This window comes from Chitinimonas sp. JJ19, assembly GCF_036961565.1.
Taxonomy (GTDB): domain Bacteria; phylum Pseudomonadota; class Gammaproteobacteria; order Burkholderiales; family Chitinimonadaceae; genus Chitinimonas.
This window is the reverse complement of record NZ_JBAMDD010000012.1, coordinates 1-14,649: the sequence shown is the minus strand read 5'-3', so window position 1 is coordinate 14,649 and position 14,649 is coordinate 1. Positions and strand designations below refer to the sequence as shown.

The following is a 14,649-nucleotide window of genomic DNA, read 5'->3' as shown; positions in this document are numbered from 1 at the left end:
GGGCTCCTCGATACCTCTGCCTATGAAGTCAACCAGCGCACCCCTGGCAGTTGGATGCCGGACCCGCCTGGGCATGGCTGCCCTGGGCCCGACGGCTGTGCATACTCAACCTTGGCAGGCGGCGGGCGGCTTTGCCAGCCAGCCGACAAATGGAGCGACCTCCGGCTCCCCCGCCTTGATATGGCGCAATGCACCATTTGCCGCCGAGCACTACATTACGGTCATAACCAGAACACGATTCGTTCGATCTATGGGAGGAAACGCCGAATGCACCCTTGGCATGCCATGGAGCCGCCCCATGTGGCGGCGCACTTTGAGGTGGATGCCCAGCAAGGCCTGGATGAGGCGGAAGCTGCGACCAGGCTGCAGCAGCACGGTCGCAATCGGCCCAGCGCGCCGCCCACACGTAGCGGGCTCGCGCGTTTCCTGTCGCAATTGCTGCAGCCCTTGATACTGGTGCTGATAGGCGCGGGTGTCATCACCGCCTTGCTGGGCGAAACGGTCGATGCCAGCGTGATCCTTGGCGTGGTGCTGATCAACGCGCTGGTGGGCTATATCCAGGAAGGCAAGGCCGAAGCCGCGCTAGCCGCACTGGCACGCTCCATGACTATGGAGGCCACCGTGCTGCGGGGTGGCAACCGGCAGCGGCTGGATGCCGCCCATCTGGTTCCCGGCGATGTGGTGGTATTGGCGGCAGGCGACAAGGTGCCGGCAGACCTCAGGCTATGCACCGGCAAATCCCTGCGTACTTCCGAAGCGGCATTGACCGGGGAATCCACACCGGTAGACAAACACGCCCAGGCCCTACCCGCCGAAACCGTACTGGGTGACCGGCGCAACATGGCCTATGCCAGCACCCTGGTCGTGGCAGGACAAGGCAGTGGCGTGGTAACAGCAACCGGCGATCACACCGAGGCGGGCAAGGTCTCGGGCCTGATTGCCGGAGCGGCCGAGCTGAGCACACCACTCACCCGCAAGCTGACGGTATTCACCCGCTATCTGCTGGTCGCCATCCTGGCCCTGGCGGCCCTGACCTTTGCCGTAGGTATCTGGCGCGGCGAAAGCGCCTTCAATATGTTCATGGCCGCCGTGGCCTTGGCGGTGGGTGCCATTCCCGAGGGCTTGCCCGCTGCCGTGACGATAACGCTCGCCATCGGCGTAGCACGCATGTCCAGGCGCCGTGCCATCATCCGCAAGCTACCCGCCGTCGAAACCCTGGGCAGCACCACGGTCATCTGCTCCGACAAGACTGGCACCCTCACCGAGAATGCCATGACCGTACAGGCCATTTGGTCTGGCGGGACTAGCTATACGGTGAGCGGGCTGGGTTACGATCCGGTGGGCCAGATAGCGACGGCCACACAGCCCGCCGAGATCACACCGCCCCTACGCGAGACGCTACTGGCCGGCGTGTTGTGCAACGACGCCAAGCTGCTGCCAACAGCAAGGCAATGGACGCTGCTGGGCGACCCCACCGAGGGCGCCCTGCTGGTCGCAGCCAGCAAGGCTGGGCTGGACTGCAACACGCTCTACAGCGTCTTTCCCCGCCTGGATGAATTGCCATTCGACCCCAACCGGCAATACATGGTCACCCTGCACGAGATCGAGGGCGAACGCCTGCTCTATGCCAAAGGTGCCGTGGAAAAACTGCTGCCCGCCTGCGGCACCATGCTCAATGCCAACGGCCAACCCATACCGCTGGCGCCAGAGGTCATCCACCGGGCGACCGCGCAAATGGCCGAAGCCGGCCTGCGGGTACTGGCCCTGACGCGCTCCACCCTGGCGGCCAAGCGGGTACTTGATCACGACTGCCTGGGCGCCGACCTGGTGTTTCTCGGCCTGATGGGGATGATAGACCCGCCTCGACCTCAGGTACGGGCATCCATTGCGGCCTGCCACAACGCCGGTATCAAGGTAAAGATGATTACCGGCGACCACCCCGGTACTGCCCGCGCCATTGCCTGCCAGCTAGGCATTACCGCTAACGACAGCAGGGCCTGGACCGGGCAGGAGCTGGCCCAATTGGACGATGCCGCCCTCTGTAGGGTGGCGCGAGATATCGATGTCTTTGCGCGGGTAGAGCCGGAACAGAAGTTCCGGCTGGTGCGGGCACTGCAAGCCAATGGTGAAGTGGTCGCCATGACCGGTGATGGCGTCAACGACGCCCCCGCGCTCAAACAGGCCGATATCGGTGTGGCCATGGGCCTGGGCGGCACCGCCGTGGCCCGAGAAGCGGCCGCCATGGTGCTGACCGACGACAACTTCAGCACCATCGAAGCCGCCATCGAAGAAGGCCGCGGCATCTACGACAACCTGCTCAAATTCATCGTCTGGACCATCCCCACAAACGCTGGCGAGGGACTGGTGATACTGGCAGCCATACTCGCCGGGGTCACCCTGCCAATCACGCCCCTGCAAATCCTCTGGATCAACATGACCACCGCCGTGCTGCTGGGCATGATGCTGGCCTTCGAGCCGCCCCGGCGCGACATGATGCAGCAGCCGCCACGCTCCCCCACGGCGCCCTTGCTGAGCCCCACCCTGCTGCGACGCATTGTGCTGGTGAGCCTGCTGATGCTCATAGGGGCATTCAGCCTGTTCGAGCTGGCGCTACGACAAGGCAGCACCCTGGCCGAAGCACGTACCGTCGCCGCCAATGTGTTTGTGTTGATGGAAATACTCTATCTGTTCAACTGCCGCACCCTGAGCCAGCCCTGCTGGGCCAATGGCTGGTTCAGCAATCACTGGGTATGGCTGGGCAGTGCGGCCATGCTGCTGCTGCAGTTGGCCTTCACCTACGCCCCAGCCTTCAACACCGCCTTCCAAACCGCCCCGATCAGCGCACAGTGGTGGCTCACCATCACCGCCTTTGCCACAGCTAGCAGTGTCCTGATCGAGCTGGAAAAAGCACTGACACACCCCAGGGGTAAGGAAGGCTGATACGGCATCGCACCCAGCGGCGCTTACTTGGGTGGGATAGCCCCGGCAGCAGGCCAATCAGTGTCGCCTATGCGCTTGAGATCCATTTCAAAGAAACGCACAGGGTCCTTGCCCGGCATCAGCCGGTCGCCGACCTCCTTCCAGCTACCTTCCTTGATGGTGGCCGTGTAGCGTATGGTCATGGGCCCGGCGGGGATTTCCCAGACAAAGCCCTGCTCTGTGGGGGTCAGCGCAAAATCACCGGCATTGCCCATGGCATAGGAGTGCAGCGTATAGGCATTGCTGGCGGGGTTGTAGGAGATCGTGCCGAAGGCGTTGAAGCCCACCTTGCCATCCGCCAGGTAACCACGCCCTTCCACCACCTTGACCGACCCATCCAGAAACGGCCCGACACGCTCAGTCTGGGTAACCGTGTGCTTCTCACCCGAAGGCAACAGCGTCCAGGCGGTGCCGCGCCAGCTGCCATCCATAAAGGCCAGTTTGGCCATGGCGGCCTGCTGGGCGGGAATGACTTTGGCCGGATCAGGCCGCATGGGGCCGGCGGCCAGGCTGCCGATGCTGGTCAGCAGTAGCAGGGCGGCGGCAGTTGCGCGCAAGGTATGCATAGGGGGCTCTCTTGTTCGATAGGGGCGGTAGCAAGCGTACACGGTAGAAAATATAGGGGGCGACAGAATATCGCCCCCGGACGCCTGGCTGTTGCGCACATTCAACATGGCCCCAGCCCCCCAGCAGGGCGGCCCAAGCCGCGCTACCGGGCGCATGTCTAGCCTATTGCTTCACCATGGTAGCCACCGAGATATGCGGCCAGTCTATGCCGTCAAAATTGAGTATCACGGTCTGGGTGTACTGCAACTGCATGAACTGCTCACCATCGGGCAGCTCCACCGTCTCTATCCAGAATATGGCGTCCAGCTTGGTGGCATTGGCGTTCTGGGTGATGAAGGGAATGTTGACGATACCGCCCACCGGTGTGGTGGAAATCTCCAGCACCACGGTATTGATGATGTTCTGCCCTTGTATGGCATCCACCAGCAACTGGTTGGGATTACCCACCATGGCCTGGGTAATGCCGGGGGGCAGGTCGGAATGCAGGTAAGGGTCCAGATAACCCAACTGGCCGGTGCCAGGCCCCGTGGGCGTAGAGCTGACCGGTGCAATCTGCGGGCCGCCGTTGACCTCGAACGCCGTGCCCTGAGCCAGCAATGAATCACCGTGCGGAATGGTGGATTGGCGCACGATGGTTGCCGGGGCCGAGGGGTCGCTGGTGGGCGGGACATTCAGCCAGATTCCGGGCTCGATATGCAAAGCGGCATGGCTCTGCTTGTCGCTGACACGCTGCAGATAGGTCAGGCCGGTCAGAAAAATATCGTCCTGCAGCGAACCCCGGTTAGGGACAGGCGCTCCGATGGGTGAGAAGTCCAGCACTTCATGGGTAGCGTTCAGCATCAGCCTGAAGATGCCGCCATTTTGCTTGTTGGGCAGGGCAATCAGATTGAAGCCGCTGCCTATCCAGCTGCCGGCCAGATTCTTGAGCAGGCCCAGGGGTGAGGCGGTTGAGGTCGATGGCAGGCTGGCGCGCATCAATTGAACGGGTGGGCGGGCTTGATTCACGATGGTATTCCTCCAGTGACGGTTGGGTAGGCACGTACATGAATGCCGTGCTTTTCTTGCTTGTTGCCGGACACGCCAAATGGCGATGGCAAAAGACCGGCGCAGGCCAGATCGGGATGGCTAGCTCCGTTCTATGGGATGACCAAGCCCCACGCATCATTCATTTGGGGGACGCTGGATTTATTCCGCCCGCCGGCCATGCCAGCCCCCTGGCAACCCTGCTATGTCTCCCCCATTTGAATGAAGGTAGCCAAGCCACCGTGTGCTAAAGCTATTGCATGGCATCCGCAATCTGTCCTGCCGCCAGGCCATGGACAGACCGAGATGGCATGAAAGCGACCCATAGAGGTCAACAAGGAGCGAGGAATCCTGCCCCCTGCCATGGTCCGGCCCCACCGGCCACGGCCGGCCATCACGCACTCTCCTGCCTTACGCCTCCTTGCCGGGCCATGCCCATTCAGACAGATACGAACGGCAGCAAGACCGTTCGCCCGCTCGCGGCCCCGGCCACTGGCGGACTCCCCACGGGCTGAGGGCCCGATAAGCAACACAAGCAAACGGAGGATGTATGACAACGGCAACAACAGCTGGTCAGCCCCGCTGGGCCAGGGACTATGTGTTCGATATCTTGAGTGAGCTGGGCATCCACTACATTTTTGGGGTGCCGGGCACCAATGAAATCCCCATCATCGACGGCACCGCCTACCCCGAGAACGAGGTCGAGTACATCGAGTGCCTGCACGAGAATATCGCCATCGGCGCCGCCATGGGTTCGGCCCGCATGACAGGCAAACCCGGCGTGATGGTCGTGCATGTCACCCCCGGCATCGCCCACAGCATAGGCAACCTGTTCAACGCTGCGCGCTCGCAGGTACCCCTGGTCATACTCTGCTGCCAGCAGCAGAACGAGCTGGTCACGCAGGAGCCCTTGCTGGCCTCCAACCTGGTGGACCTGGCCAAGCAATACACCAAATGGGCACACGAAGTCCGCACGCCGGAAGAACTGCCCATGGTGCTGCAGCGCGCCTTCAAGGAGGCCATGGCTCCCCCGAACGGCCCGGTGTTCGTGGCCATCCCCTGGGAATTCACCATGCGCCGCATCGGCGACCATGATCGCGTGCCCGGTGTCACCCGCATCTCGCCACACTTTACCGGCGACCCGGAGACCATACGCCAGGTAGCCACCCTGCTGGCCGAGGCCAAGAATCCCCTTATCGTGGGCGGCGATGCCGTGGGCTATGCCAATGCCTGGCCCGAGATGCAGCAACTGGCCGAGCTGATCGGCGCACCGGTCTTGCTGCAAACCTTCAGCAGCGTGGCCAACTTCCCCAATAACGACTACCACTGGCAGGGCGAGCTGCCGGGCAGCCAGCAAGCCATGCAGCAGGTATTCGAGGGCCACGATGTGGCCTTCCTCTGCGGCTTCAGCAACCAGGCCCAGATCACGGTATTCAAATACACCCAGGGGGCGCTGATCCCCCCCCATGTGCGCCAGGTCTACCTCACCAACAACACCTGGGACATAGGCAAGAACTACTACGGCGAGGCCGCCATCCTGGGCGATATCAAGGCCACCCTGCCACTGATCAACACGCTGATCGCCCAGCAGGCGCCCGCCGCGGCCGCACAACGTAATCAGCACCTGCGCGAGCTGGATGCCGCACGACGGGTATCGTGGGATCAATACCTGGCCCAGGCCATGCAGCAGAAGGAAATCTGGGCCGTAGTGATTGCCGACGCCCTGCGGCAGGAGATAGGCGAGCGCGGCCTGGACAAGAAGTTTGTCTATGTCCACGAGGCGGTCTCCGATCCGGCGCCATTCCAGTACCTGCTGCCCTTTGGCACCGAAGGGGGCGCACCCATCAGCTACTACTGCGTGGGCGGCGGCTCACTCGGCTGGTCCATGCCCGCCACGCTGGGCATCAAGCTGGAGCAGAACGGCTGGCAGGACATCGAGACCCAGCTGGTGGTATCGGCCACCGGCGATGGCTCCTCGCTGTTCTATCCGCAAACCTGGTGGACGGCAGCGCATCGCCAGCTGGGCGTGCTCTACATCATCACCAACAACCACGAGTACCACACGCTACAGCTGGGCCTGCAGCAGGTTATCCAGGCCTATGGCTCGGCACCGGGCTACGGCTGGACACCCAAGACCAACGACCCGGACTACCTGCGCATACGCGGCCCGGCCCCCGATTTTGTCGGCATGGCCAAGGCGCTGGGCGAGCTGGGCGGCGAGGTAGTGCACCTGCCCGAGCAGGTCAGGGCTGCCGTGCGGCGCGGCATCGATCATGTGCTGCACACCCGCCAGTCCTACATCCTCGACATGCGTACTGCACAGAATACCCCCACCACCCCATCGCTGGCCGAAGCCAACCGCATGGCCCTGGCCCGCTATGTGGGGCAGCCGCCATTGGACAGCTTCCATCACCCAGCCAGCCAGGGCCTGCTCAAGGGCGATGCCGGCGGCGCACAGCCCAATATCCCCATCCTCTTCTAAATCGCAGGCAATAACAGGGCGCCCGGCAGCAGGCGCCCACTCAATCCAAGGAGATCAGTATCATGGCTAACGAAACCGTAGATATCGCCATCATCGGCGCAGGGGTGTCAGGGGTCTACAGCGCCTGGCGGCTCAAGCAGGCCCACCCAGGCAAGAAGATTGTCGTGTTCGAGGGCTCCGACCATGTCGGCGGCCGCCTGCTATCGGTACAGCCGCCCGATATCCCCAATATGGTGGCCGAACTGGGCGGCATGCGCATTCTGCCCGCCGTACAGCCGCTGATTACGGCACTGATCGCGGAGCTCAACCAGTCTCTGCCCCCACACGAGCAGATCGAAACCTATCCCTTCCCGGTAGACCAGGACCAGAACCTGGCCTATCTGCGTGGCGTCTACCTGCGCCTGAGCGACTTCACCAGCGAACCGGACAAGGTGCCATACCAATTGTCCTTCCTCGACAGGGGGGCCACTGCAGGCAGCATCATCCTCAATGCCATCGAGCAGATCGTACCCGGCATCACCGCACCCCACCTGACCGAAGAGCAGCGCCGCACCATGGCGCAGGAAGCCAGCTTTGGCGGCCTGCCGCTCTACCAGCAAGGCTTCTGGAACGTGCTGCTGCGGGTGATAGACGGCGAGGCCTATCAGTTGGGGGTGGATGCAGGCGGCTACAACTCCACCCTGTCGAACTGGAACGCGGCCGATGCCATCCCCTGGTATCTCTCCGACTTTGGTATCGACCCGCAATACAAGGGCTTCTGCAAGGGCTTCCAGCAGGTACCCAAGTCCATCGCGGCACTGTTCCAGCATGCCGGTGGCGAGATCAGGCTGAACGCCACGGCCTCCCGGCTCAAGTGGGAAAACGAGGTGTTCGAGTTTGCCGTCGAGGGCAAGGTCATCCGGGCACACCAGCTCATCCTGGCCATGCCGCGCCGCGCCATCGATCTGCTGGCCGCCACCAGCCCCATCCTGCAGGAAATCCAGCGCCTGACCTCCAGCGTCACCCCCAGGCCACTGTTCAAGCTGTTTACCACCTACAACAACCCCTGGTGGCGCGCCGCCGGCTATACCAATAGTGACAACGTCTACGTGCCGGTGCAGGCAGGCCGCTCGGTCACCGACCTGCCGGTACGGCAAACCTACTACTGGCCACAAAGCGATGGCCAACCCGCCGAATCCGGCCGCGCCATGCTGCTGGCCAGCTACGACGACGGCACCAACACCGGCTTCTGGGACGGACTGCGCCCGCAGCGCCATCAGCTCAAGCGCAGCGGCCAGGAAGTCGCCGCGCTGGCCGACCCCTTTGTTGGCGAAGCCACCGCCAGCCAGACCGAATCCACCTGGCACCAGTACAAGGCCCCCCGCTTGATGGTGGCCGAAGTCGCCCGGCAGCTGGGCACCATGCACGGCCTCAACTACACCCCCGAGGTACGCAACGCCGCCTTCCGCGACTGGGGCGACGACCCCTTTGGCGGTGGCTGGAACAGCTGGAACATTGGTGTGAAGAGCTGGGAGGTGAAGAAACAGATCATCAAGCCACTGGATATCTGCCAGCTCTACATCTGCGGTGAAGCCTACTCTGATGCCCAGGGCTGGGTGGAGGGAGCCTTGCAGACGGCCGACATGATGTTGAAACGCATGGCTTGCTAGGCGACCACCACCTTACAGTGGCTCACTAAGGCCCGGGAAATACCCGGGCCTTGGTACGAGAGTGCCCGCTACCCACTGTGCACTGGGTAAAGCGACCTCATGATGCCCGCCTTAGACAACATCCAAAGCAGCCATAGCCGGCAAAGCGGGCCAGTACAAACGCCACCTCATCCCGCTCCCATAAGCCCTGCAGGCAGGCCTCCGCATCCGCTGCCGTGGCCACGAAACCATCGGCTATACGTTCGCTGGCCGTATAGGCCCGCAGCACCAAGGTATCTTTGAAGTAGTCCGCTACAGGCGCCAGCGGCAGAGCCTGGGTATTGACGGTGACCGGGCTCGCATCCCGCAAGATAAACACCGGGCCAAACTCGTGGTAGGGCCCCGGTAGGCTAAACGGGCTATAGCTGGCCAGTATCAGCGCCTCACCGGGCCGGGCACGCCGAAGCACATCGCGGCAGGGCTCCCCCCCTTGCGCCTGATGGTATTCCACCGGCTGCTGCTGATCATCCAGGCCGTGCATGCGTGCACGGGTCAGAAAGTCGGCCCTGATGGGCTCGATGCGGTACGGTATGGACATGGCGCTGCCTTTGCATGAACGGCCCAACAGGCCGCGATGCAGATAAGGTAGGCTGCCTGTACGCACGCCGACACCCGATTCCTGCTGAGTCGCTGGCAACTCCCTGCGCCAGCGCTGCCAACAGAAAGCCCAGCCAGCGGCTGGGCCTTGGTCATCACAGCAGCGCTCTACATCCGCTTGGCGTAGGCCACCAATTGATCCAGCGCCGTGCCCCAGCCTTGGTGAAAGCCCATTTCCTCGTGTCGCTGCCTACCGGCTACGTCACGGTGTATGGCCACGGCCCGGTAGCGGGTGCGTCCGCCTGCCAGTTCATCCAGCAACAGCATGGCACTCATGAAGGGTTCCGCCGCCGGGCGGTAGCCAGGCAGCAGGGCATCGGTCCAGACCAGGCGTTGGCAGGGCACCACCTCCAGATAGCAACCAATATTGGGGTAGTCCTGGCCTTCCGGCGAACGCATGGTGGTGCTGAACATGCCACCGGGGCGCAGATCAATCTCACAATGCGACACCGTCCAAGGGGCTGGGGTGAACCAGTGGGGTATATGCTCAGCCTGGGTCCAGGCAGCCCATACTAGCTCGCGCGGTACGTCTATCTCTCGTTCCAGTACCAGGTCCAGCTTGGGGTCCGGGGTCCATGGGGTTGCGGTCATGTGTTTTTCTCCTTGAGTGCCATAAGGTAGTGGTCAAGTTGATCGAGTCGACGCTCCCACAGCGTGCGGTGTTGCGCCAGCCAGTCTTCCGCCAACTGCAGACGGGCAGCGGCCAGCTGGTATGTGCGTATCCGCCCCACCTTGCTGGAGCTCACCAGGCCGCATGCTTCCAGTATCTTCAGGTGCTGCACGAAGGAAGGCAGCGCCATATCGAATGGCGTAGCCAAATCGCTGACCGTAGCCGGGCCACGGCTTAGTCTCTCCAGCACCTTGCGGCGGGTCGGGTCGGACAGTGCGCGGAAAACACCATCTATGGGCTCAGCGCCATGTGACAAGATCATTCCTCCTGACTGCAGGCTTATCCATGCAGCCTTACTACCATAGCAAATACTTAGGCATAAAACTAAGTATTAATCTCAAAAAAAACGCGAGTGGCGCGCTGCCAGCCCCGGCAACACCCCAGCACGCTACTTGTGACCACAAGAAATCCAGCCTAGCGGCGCTTGCCAGGTGAGCAATGGCCGTACAGGGGTACGGCAAGCTCGCTCAACAAGGCCAGAAAGGGGCTGTTAGCAGCGCCTAGTATGACATGCGCCGTAGCGCGTCTTCTTCCAGCGCCCGCTCTACATGGAGCAGAACATCGTCCACATCGGCAGGACGCTCATCCAGCACGACCCGGCCAGTCAAAGGCACATCAGGCAGCAAGCTACCTTCCTTGTAATGCGCCCAGATTTCCTTGCTGTACTGGCTGGCCTGCAGGGCCGGGGCAAATACGGCAAAGAAATTGCGCAGATTGTTCACATCGCGCTCCAGCATATCGGCCGCGCTATTGTTGCCAGCTGCATCGATAGCCTGCGGCAGGTCGATGATGACAGGGCCGTCCAAGCCAACCAGGATGTTGTATTCAGACAGATCGCCGTGCACCACTCCGGCACACAGCATGCGCACCACCTCCCGCAGCAATACCTCATGGTATTCCAGCGCCAGCGCCTCGGTCAGCTCCACATCATTGAGGCGCGGGGCGGCATTGCCATCGGCATCCACCACCAACTCCATCAACAACACACCTTCGTGGCAGATATTCGGTCTGGGCACCCTCACACCGGCGGCAGACAAACGGTATAGCGCGTCCACCTCGGCGTTCTGCCAGACCTCCTCCTGCATCTTGCGGCCATAGCGGCTACCCTTCTCCATCGCTCGGGCCTGCCGGCTGTTCTTCACCCGGCGCCCTTCCTGATACGACGCGCTCTTGCGGAAGCTACGTTGATTGGCTTCCTTGTACACCTTGGCACAGCAGATCTCGTCGCCACAGCGCACGATATAGACGGTCGCCTCCTTGCCACTCATCAACTGGCTGATGACTTCGTCTATCAATCCTTCTTCAACCAGGGGCAGGAGTCTTTTGGGTGTCTTCATCGTAATAGCAATAGGCCTGATAGGAGCAAGCCCCCACCGGTCAGGCCACGTAGGGACACACCGATGGGGGATACTCAGGAATAGGGAGCGCAGGCAGGATTGCCGCACAGGGAAAACACGCGCCGCAAAGCGGGCAGGCTCGCAACTGAAGCCGAGCCGAATCAATAGTTTAACAGCTCCCAGCCACTTGGCAGCGGTAGTATCAACGACTAGCCTGTCCCATCTGCCCCAAAAGCAGCGCCGGCCGACCACGTCTATGTCGCACAGCAGGCAGCTTACAGCGCCTTGGGCACACAGGCTTAACAACCAACCTGGCGCATGCGGGCGGTTGATCCAGCAGAAGCTACTCACGCCACGGCAAGCCATTGTCCCGGTGAGCAGTGCGTAGGCGCACGCCGTAGCTGCCCTCGCGGCTAGCCCACCATCCTGCTGCTGCGGCAGGATGGTGGGCAGCAGCTTATTTGCGCCAGTAGTTTGCCGTCATGAAACAATGCCACTGGCCATCGTCACCCAAGGTATGCGACTTGAGCGTACGGTGATCCGGGCTGTGCAGCTCGATGACATCACGGTACTTGCCCATCTTGCCTTCCACAGCAAAATCCGGCCCTTCGGCATCCAGTGACAATATCCTGCGATCCTTATCCAGGCTGCCATCGTAAACCCATAGATAGGTCATCATCGAGCCCACCCAGCTACCGCTGAAACGCCCTTTCTGGGGGTCGTAGCCCAAGGTCATCAGCATAGTGGCCATATCACCACCGGGCATTTCCCCACGCCCCTCCAGCAGCACCCACAAGTCACCCAGGGCGCGCACGCTCTCCTCGCCCTTGAACTTCATCAGTGGCTCATCCGGCCCCATCACGGCCTCACTTTCATAGCGCCACTCGCCCACCAACTGCAACAACCAGCGGTGCTCGTCCTGTGCTTCCATCTGCATGGTCAACCTCCTCAGTTATAGGGGTGGCCGCCTAGGCGGCCCTGCTGCCAAACCAGCATAGCAAGCCACGGTGCGGAAAGCGCCTGGCCAACTCGCTAGTCATGGCAGCACGGCGCAAGATGGGTGCTACTGGAATGCCACCTCGGCAAAGCTGCGCAGCTTGCGGCTGTGCAACTGGCCCAAGCCCTGCTCACGCAACAGCTCCAGGGCCCGTATGCCTATGCGCAGATGCTGGTCCACCCGCTCACGGTAAAAATGGTTGGCCATGCCTGGCAGCTTGATCTCGCCATGCAGCGGCTTGTCACTCACGCACAACAAGGTGCCGTAAGGCACGCGGAAGCGGAAACCGTTGGCCGCAATGGTGGCGCTCTCCATATCCAGTGCCACCGCCCGGCTCTGGCTGAAACGCCGTTGCGGCTTGTTGTCCGGCAGCAACTCCCAGTTGCGATTGTCGGTGCTGGCGACGGTGCCAGTACGCATCACCCGCTTGAGCTCCGCCCCCACAGCCTGGGTCACATCCGACACAGCGGTTTCCAAGGCCTGCTGCACTTCAGCCAGTGCGGGAATCGGCACCCACAGCGGCAGGTCTTCATCCAGCACATGGTCCTCACGCACATAGCCGTGGGCCAGCACATAGTCTCCCAATTGCTGGGTGGTACGCAGGCCGGCGCAATGGCCCAGCATGATCCAGGCGTGCGGCCGCAATACAGCCACATGGTCGGTCATAGTCTTGGCATTGGCGGGGCCGACACCAATGTTCACCATGGTGATACCGGCATGCCCCTCGCGTACCAGATGGTAAGCAGGCATCTGCGGCAGCCGCGGTGGCGCCACACCCAGGGCATCACCGGGCAGGGCCTCGCTGCCCACCCGCCGGGTAATCACATTGCCCGGCTCCACAAAGGCACTGTAGCCGCTATCCGGCTGCGCCATAGCCTCATGCCCCAGCCGCACGAACTCATCGATATAGAACTGGTAGTTGGTGAACAGCACATAATTCTGGAAGTGCTCAGGCGCCGTCCCGGTGTAATGGCGCAGCCGGTGCAGCGAGTAATCGACCCGTGGTGCGGTAAACAGCGACAAGGGCAGCGGATCACCCGGCTTGGGCTCGTAAGTACCGTTGGCAATGCCATCATCCATGGCAGTGAGGTCGGGCAGGTCGAACACATCCCGCATCAATGCCCGCCGCTCCGGGCTCAGGCTGCCTTCGATGTGATCGTGCTCGGCAAACGAAAAATGCACCGGTATGGGCTGGGTACTGGTGCCTATCTCCAGCTCGCAGTCGTGGTTCTGCAACAGCAGCGAAAACTGCTCCAGATAGTAGCCCGCGAACAGATCGGGGCGGGTCAAGGTCGTCTCGAAGCGGCCGGGGCCAGATACGAAGCCATAGCTCAGATGGGCGGTATCGATGCTCTTGTTACGCAGCGTCGTACGTATCTGAAAGCGCACAAAGGGATAACAAGCCCGCACATGCCCTGGCAACGGCTCACCCGCCATAAAGCGACGCATCGCTTCGCGCAGGTGCTTGAGGTTGTGTTCATAGATGCGCTGCACCTGCTTCAGTGCATCGGCAGCATTGGTGTAGCGACTAGGGGCGATAAACGGAGGGAGATGGGACATGGGCTCACACATTCAAAGGTGGGTCGCCTGCAGTGCATCCCTGGCATGGTGCAGGTAAAGGCAGGCGCAGGGCACTACTATAGCCAAACCACCGCGCCATGCCCACGCCTGGCAGGCAGCCGCCAGGCCATCCTACTGGCTTATCATGGTGTCCATTTCAAATAACAGGCAGCAAGACATGAACGCGCGACAACTGATTATTGCCGGCAGTCTCAATATGGTGATCGGCGTCGGTGCCGGTGCTTTCGGCGCACATGGCCTCAAAGCCGTGCTCAGCCCAGCCCAACTGGCCATCTGGCAGACTGCCGTCAGCTATCACCAGCTACACGCCCTGGGATTGATACTGCTGGGTGCTTTGGCATCCCGCCTGGGGCCAAGCGCCATGGCCCGCACCGGAAACTGCATGCTGGCCGGCATCATTGTGTTCAGCGGCAGCCTGTATGCCCTGGCGCTCAGCGGCATCAAGCTCCTGGGCGCCATTACACCCCTGGGTGGCGTGGCCTTGCTGGCCGCCTGGCTGATGCTGGCCTGGGCTGCATACCGTTCAAGCCAAGGGACAGAATAAGCCGTATCGGCGTGCCGTACCCGCATGAGAAGGATTCAAATGGCGTATCAGGCCTCTCCGCGAGGCCCGGATTGCCAGCGCGGTGGGTCAAAGGTCGGGAGAAGGCCAGAAGACCAAAGATCGGACAGTTCTTTTCACTGCATCCTTGCGTCCTCACCCCGCCCATCCTGCACCCGTCAAAGCC

Annotated in this window: 12 protein-coding genes; 4 read left to right on the top strand and 8 right to left on the bottom strand. The window is 62.0% G+C overall.

Going from position 1 to position 14,649, the window contains the following annotated elements; genetic code table 11:
- The first annotated feature begins 267 nt into the window (after nt 1–267).
- Nucleotides 268–2,940, top strand: coding sequence for a cation-translocating P-type ATPase (locus tag V7714_RS14790; RefSeq protein ID WP_335710398.1), 2,673 nt, complete (start codon nt 268–270; stop codon nt 2,938–2,940).
- Between the two features lie 23 nt (nt 2,941–2,963).
- Here V7714_RS14790 and V7714_RS14785 read toward each other — a convergent pair whose 3' ends face one another.
- On the bottom strand, nt 2,964–3,545 hold the full coding sequence (locus V7714_RS14785) for a hypothetical protein (RefSeq protein ID WP_335710397.1): 582 nt from the start codon (nt 3,543–3,545) through the stop codon (nt 2,964–2,966).
- Nucleotides 3,546–3,708: 163 nt separating this feature from the next.
- Complete coding sequence (locus V7714_RS14780; protein WP_335710396.1) at nt 3,709–4,551, bottom strand: heme-binding protein; 843 nt, start codon at nt 4,549–4,551, stop codon at nt 3,709–3,711.
- Nucleotides 4,552–5,119: 568 nt separating this feature from the next.
- Here V7714_RS14780 and V7714_RS14775 point away from each other — a divergent pair.
- Both V7714_RS14775 and V7714_RS14770 read left to right on the top strand, forming a co-directional pair.
- On the top strand, nt 5,120–7,051 hold the full coding sequence (locus V7714_RS14775; RefSeq protein ID WP_335710395.1) for a thiamine pyrophosphate-binding protein: 1,932 nt from the start codon (nt 5,120–5,122) through the stop codon (nt 7,049–7,051).
- A 62-nt stretch (nt 7,052–7,113) separates the two neighbouring features.
- Nucleotides 7,114–8,700: a flavin monoamine oxidase family protein gene (locus V7714_RS14770; protein WP_335710394.1), complete on the top strand. Its 1,587-nt coding sequence runs from the start codon at nt 7,114–7,116 to the stop codon at nt 8,698–8,700.
- Between the two features lie 97 nt (nt 8,701–8,797).
- Here V7714_RS14770 and V7714_RS14765 read toward each other — a convergent pair whose 3' ends face one another.
- The 6 genes from V7714_RS14765 to V7714_RS14740 form a co-directional block, all read right to left on the bottom strand.
- Nucleotides 8,798–9,277: a DUF1203 domain-containing protein gene (locus V7714_RS14765; RefSeq protein WP_335710393.1), complete on the bottom strand. Its 480-nt coding sequence runs from the start codon at nt 9,275–9,277 to the stop codon at nt 8,798–8,800.
- 167 nt (nt 9,278–9,444) lie between these two features.
- Nucleotides 9,445–9,927: an SRPBCC family protein gene (locus tag V7714_RS14760; RefSeq protein WP_335710392.1), complete on the bottom strand. Its 483-nt coding sequence runs from the start codon at nt 9,925–9,927 to the stop codon at nt 9,445–9,447.
- Entirely contained in the window at nt 9,924–10,268 is a 345-nt protein-coding gene (locus V7714_RS14755; RefSeq protein WP_335710391.1) for an ArsR/SmtB family transcription factor, read from the bottom strand. Before V7714_RS14755 ends, V7714_RS14760 begins: the two co-directional genes overlap by 4 nt.
- A gap of 238 nt (nt 10,269–10,506) precedes the next feature.
- Nucleotides 10,507–11,343: a PA4780 family RIO1-like protein kinase gene (locus V7714_RS14750; protein ID WP_335710390.1), complete on the bottom strand. Its 837-nt coding sequence runs from the start codon at nt 11,341–11,343 to the stop codon at nt 10,507–10,509.
- Between the two features lie 457 nt (nt 11,344–11,800).
- Nucleotides 11,801–12,280 (bottom strand): DUF1579 domain-containing protein, encoded by a 480-nt coding sequence (locus V7714_RS14745; RefSeq protein WP_335710389.1) that lies wholly within the window; start codon nt 12,278–12,280, stop codon nt 11,801–11,803.
- A gap of 126 nt (nt 12,281–12,406) precedes the next feature.
- Nucleotides 12,407–13,900 carry an AMP nucleosidase gene (locus V7714_RS14740; RefSeq protein ID WP_284196930.1) on the bottom strand — a complete coding sequence of 498 codons (1,494 nt, stop codon included), beginning with the start codon at nt 13,898–13,900 and terminating at the stop codon, nt 12,407–12,409.
- Nucleotides 13,901–14,078: 178 nt separating this feature from the next.
- On the opposite strand from V7714_RS14740, the gene V7714_RS14735 reads away from it, so the two are divergent.
- Nucleotides 14,079–14,465, top strand: coding sequence for a DUF423 domain-containing protein (locus tag V7714_RS14735; RefSeq protein WP_335710388.1), 387 nt, complete (start codon nt 14,079–14,081; stop codon nt 14,463–14,465).
- Nucleotides 14,466–14,649: the final 184 nt, after the last annotated feature.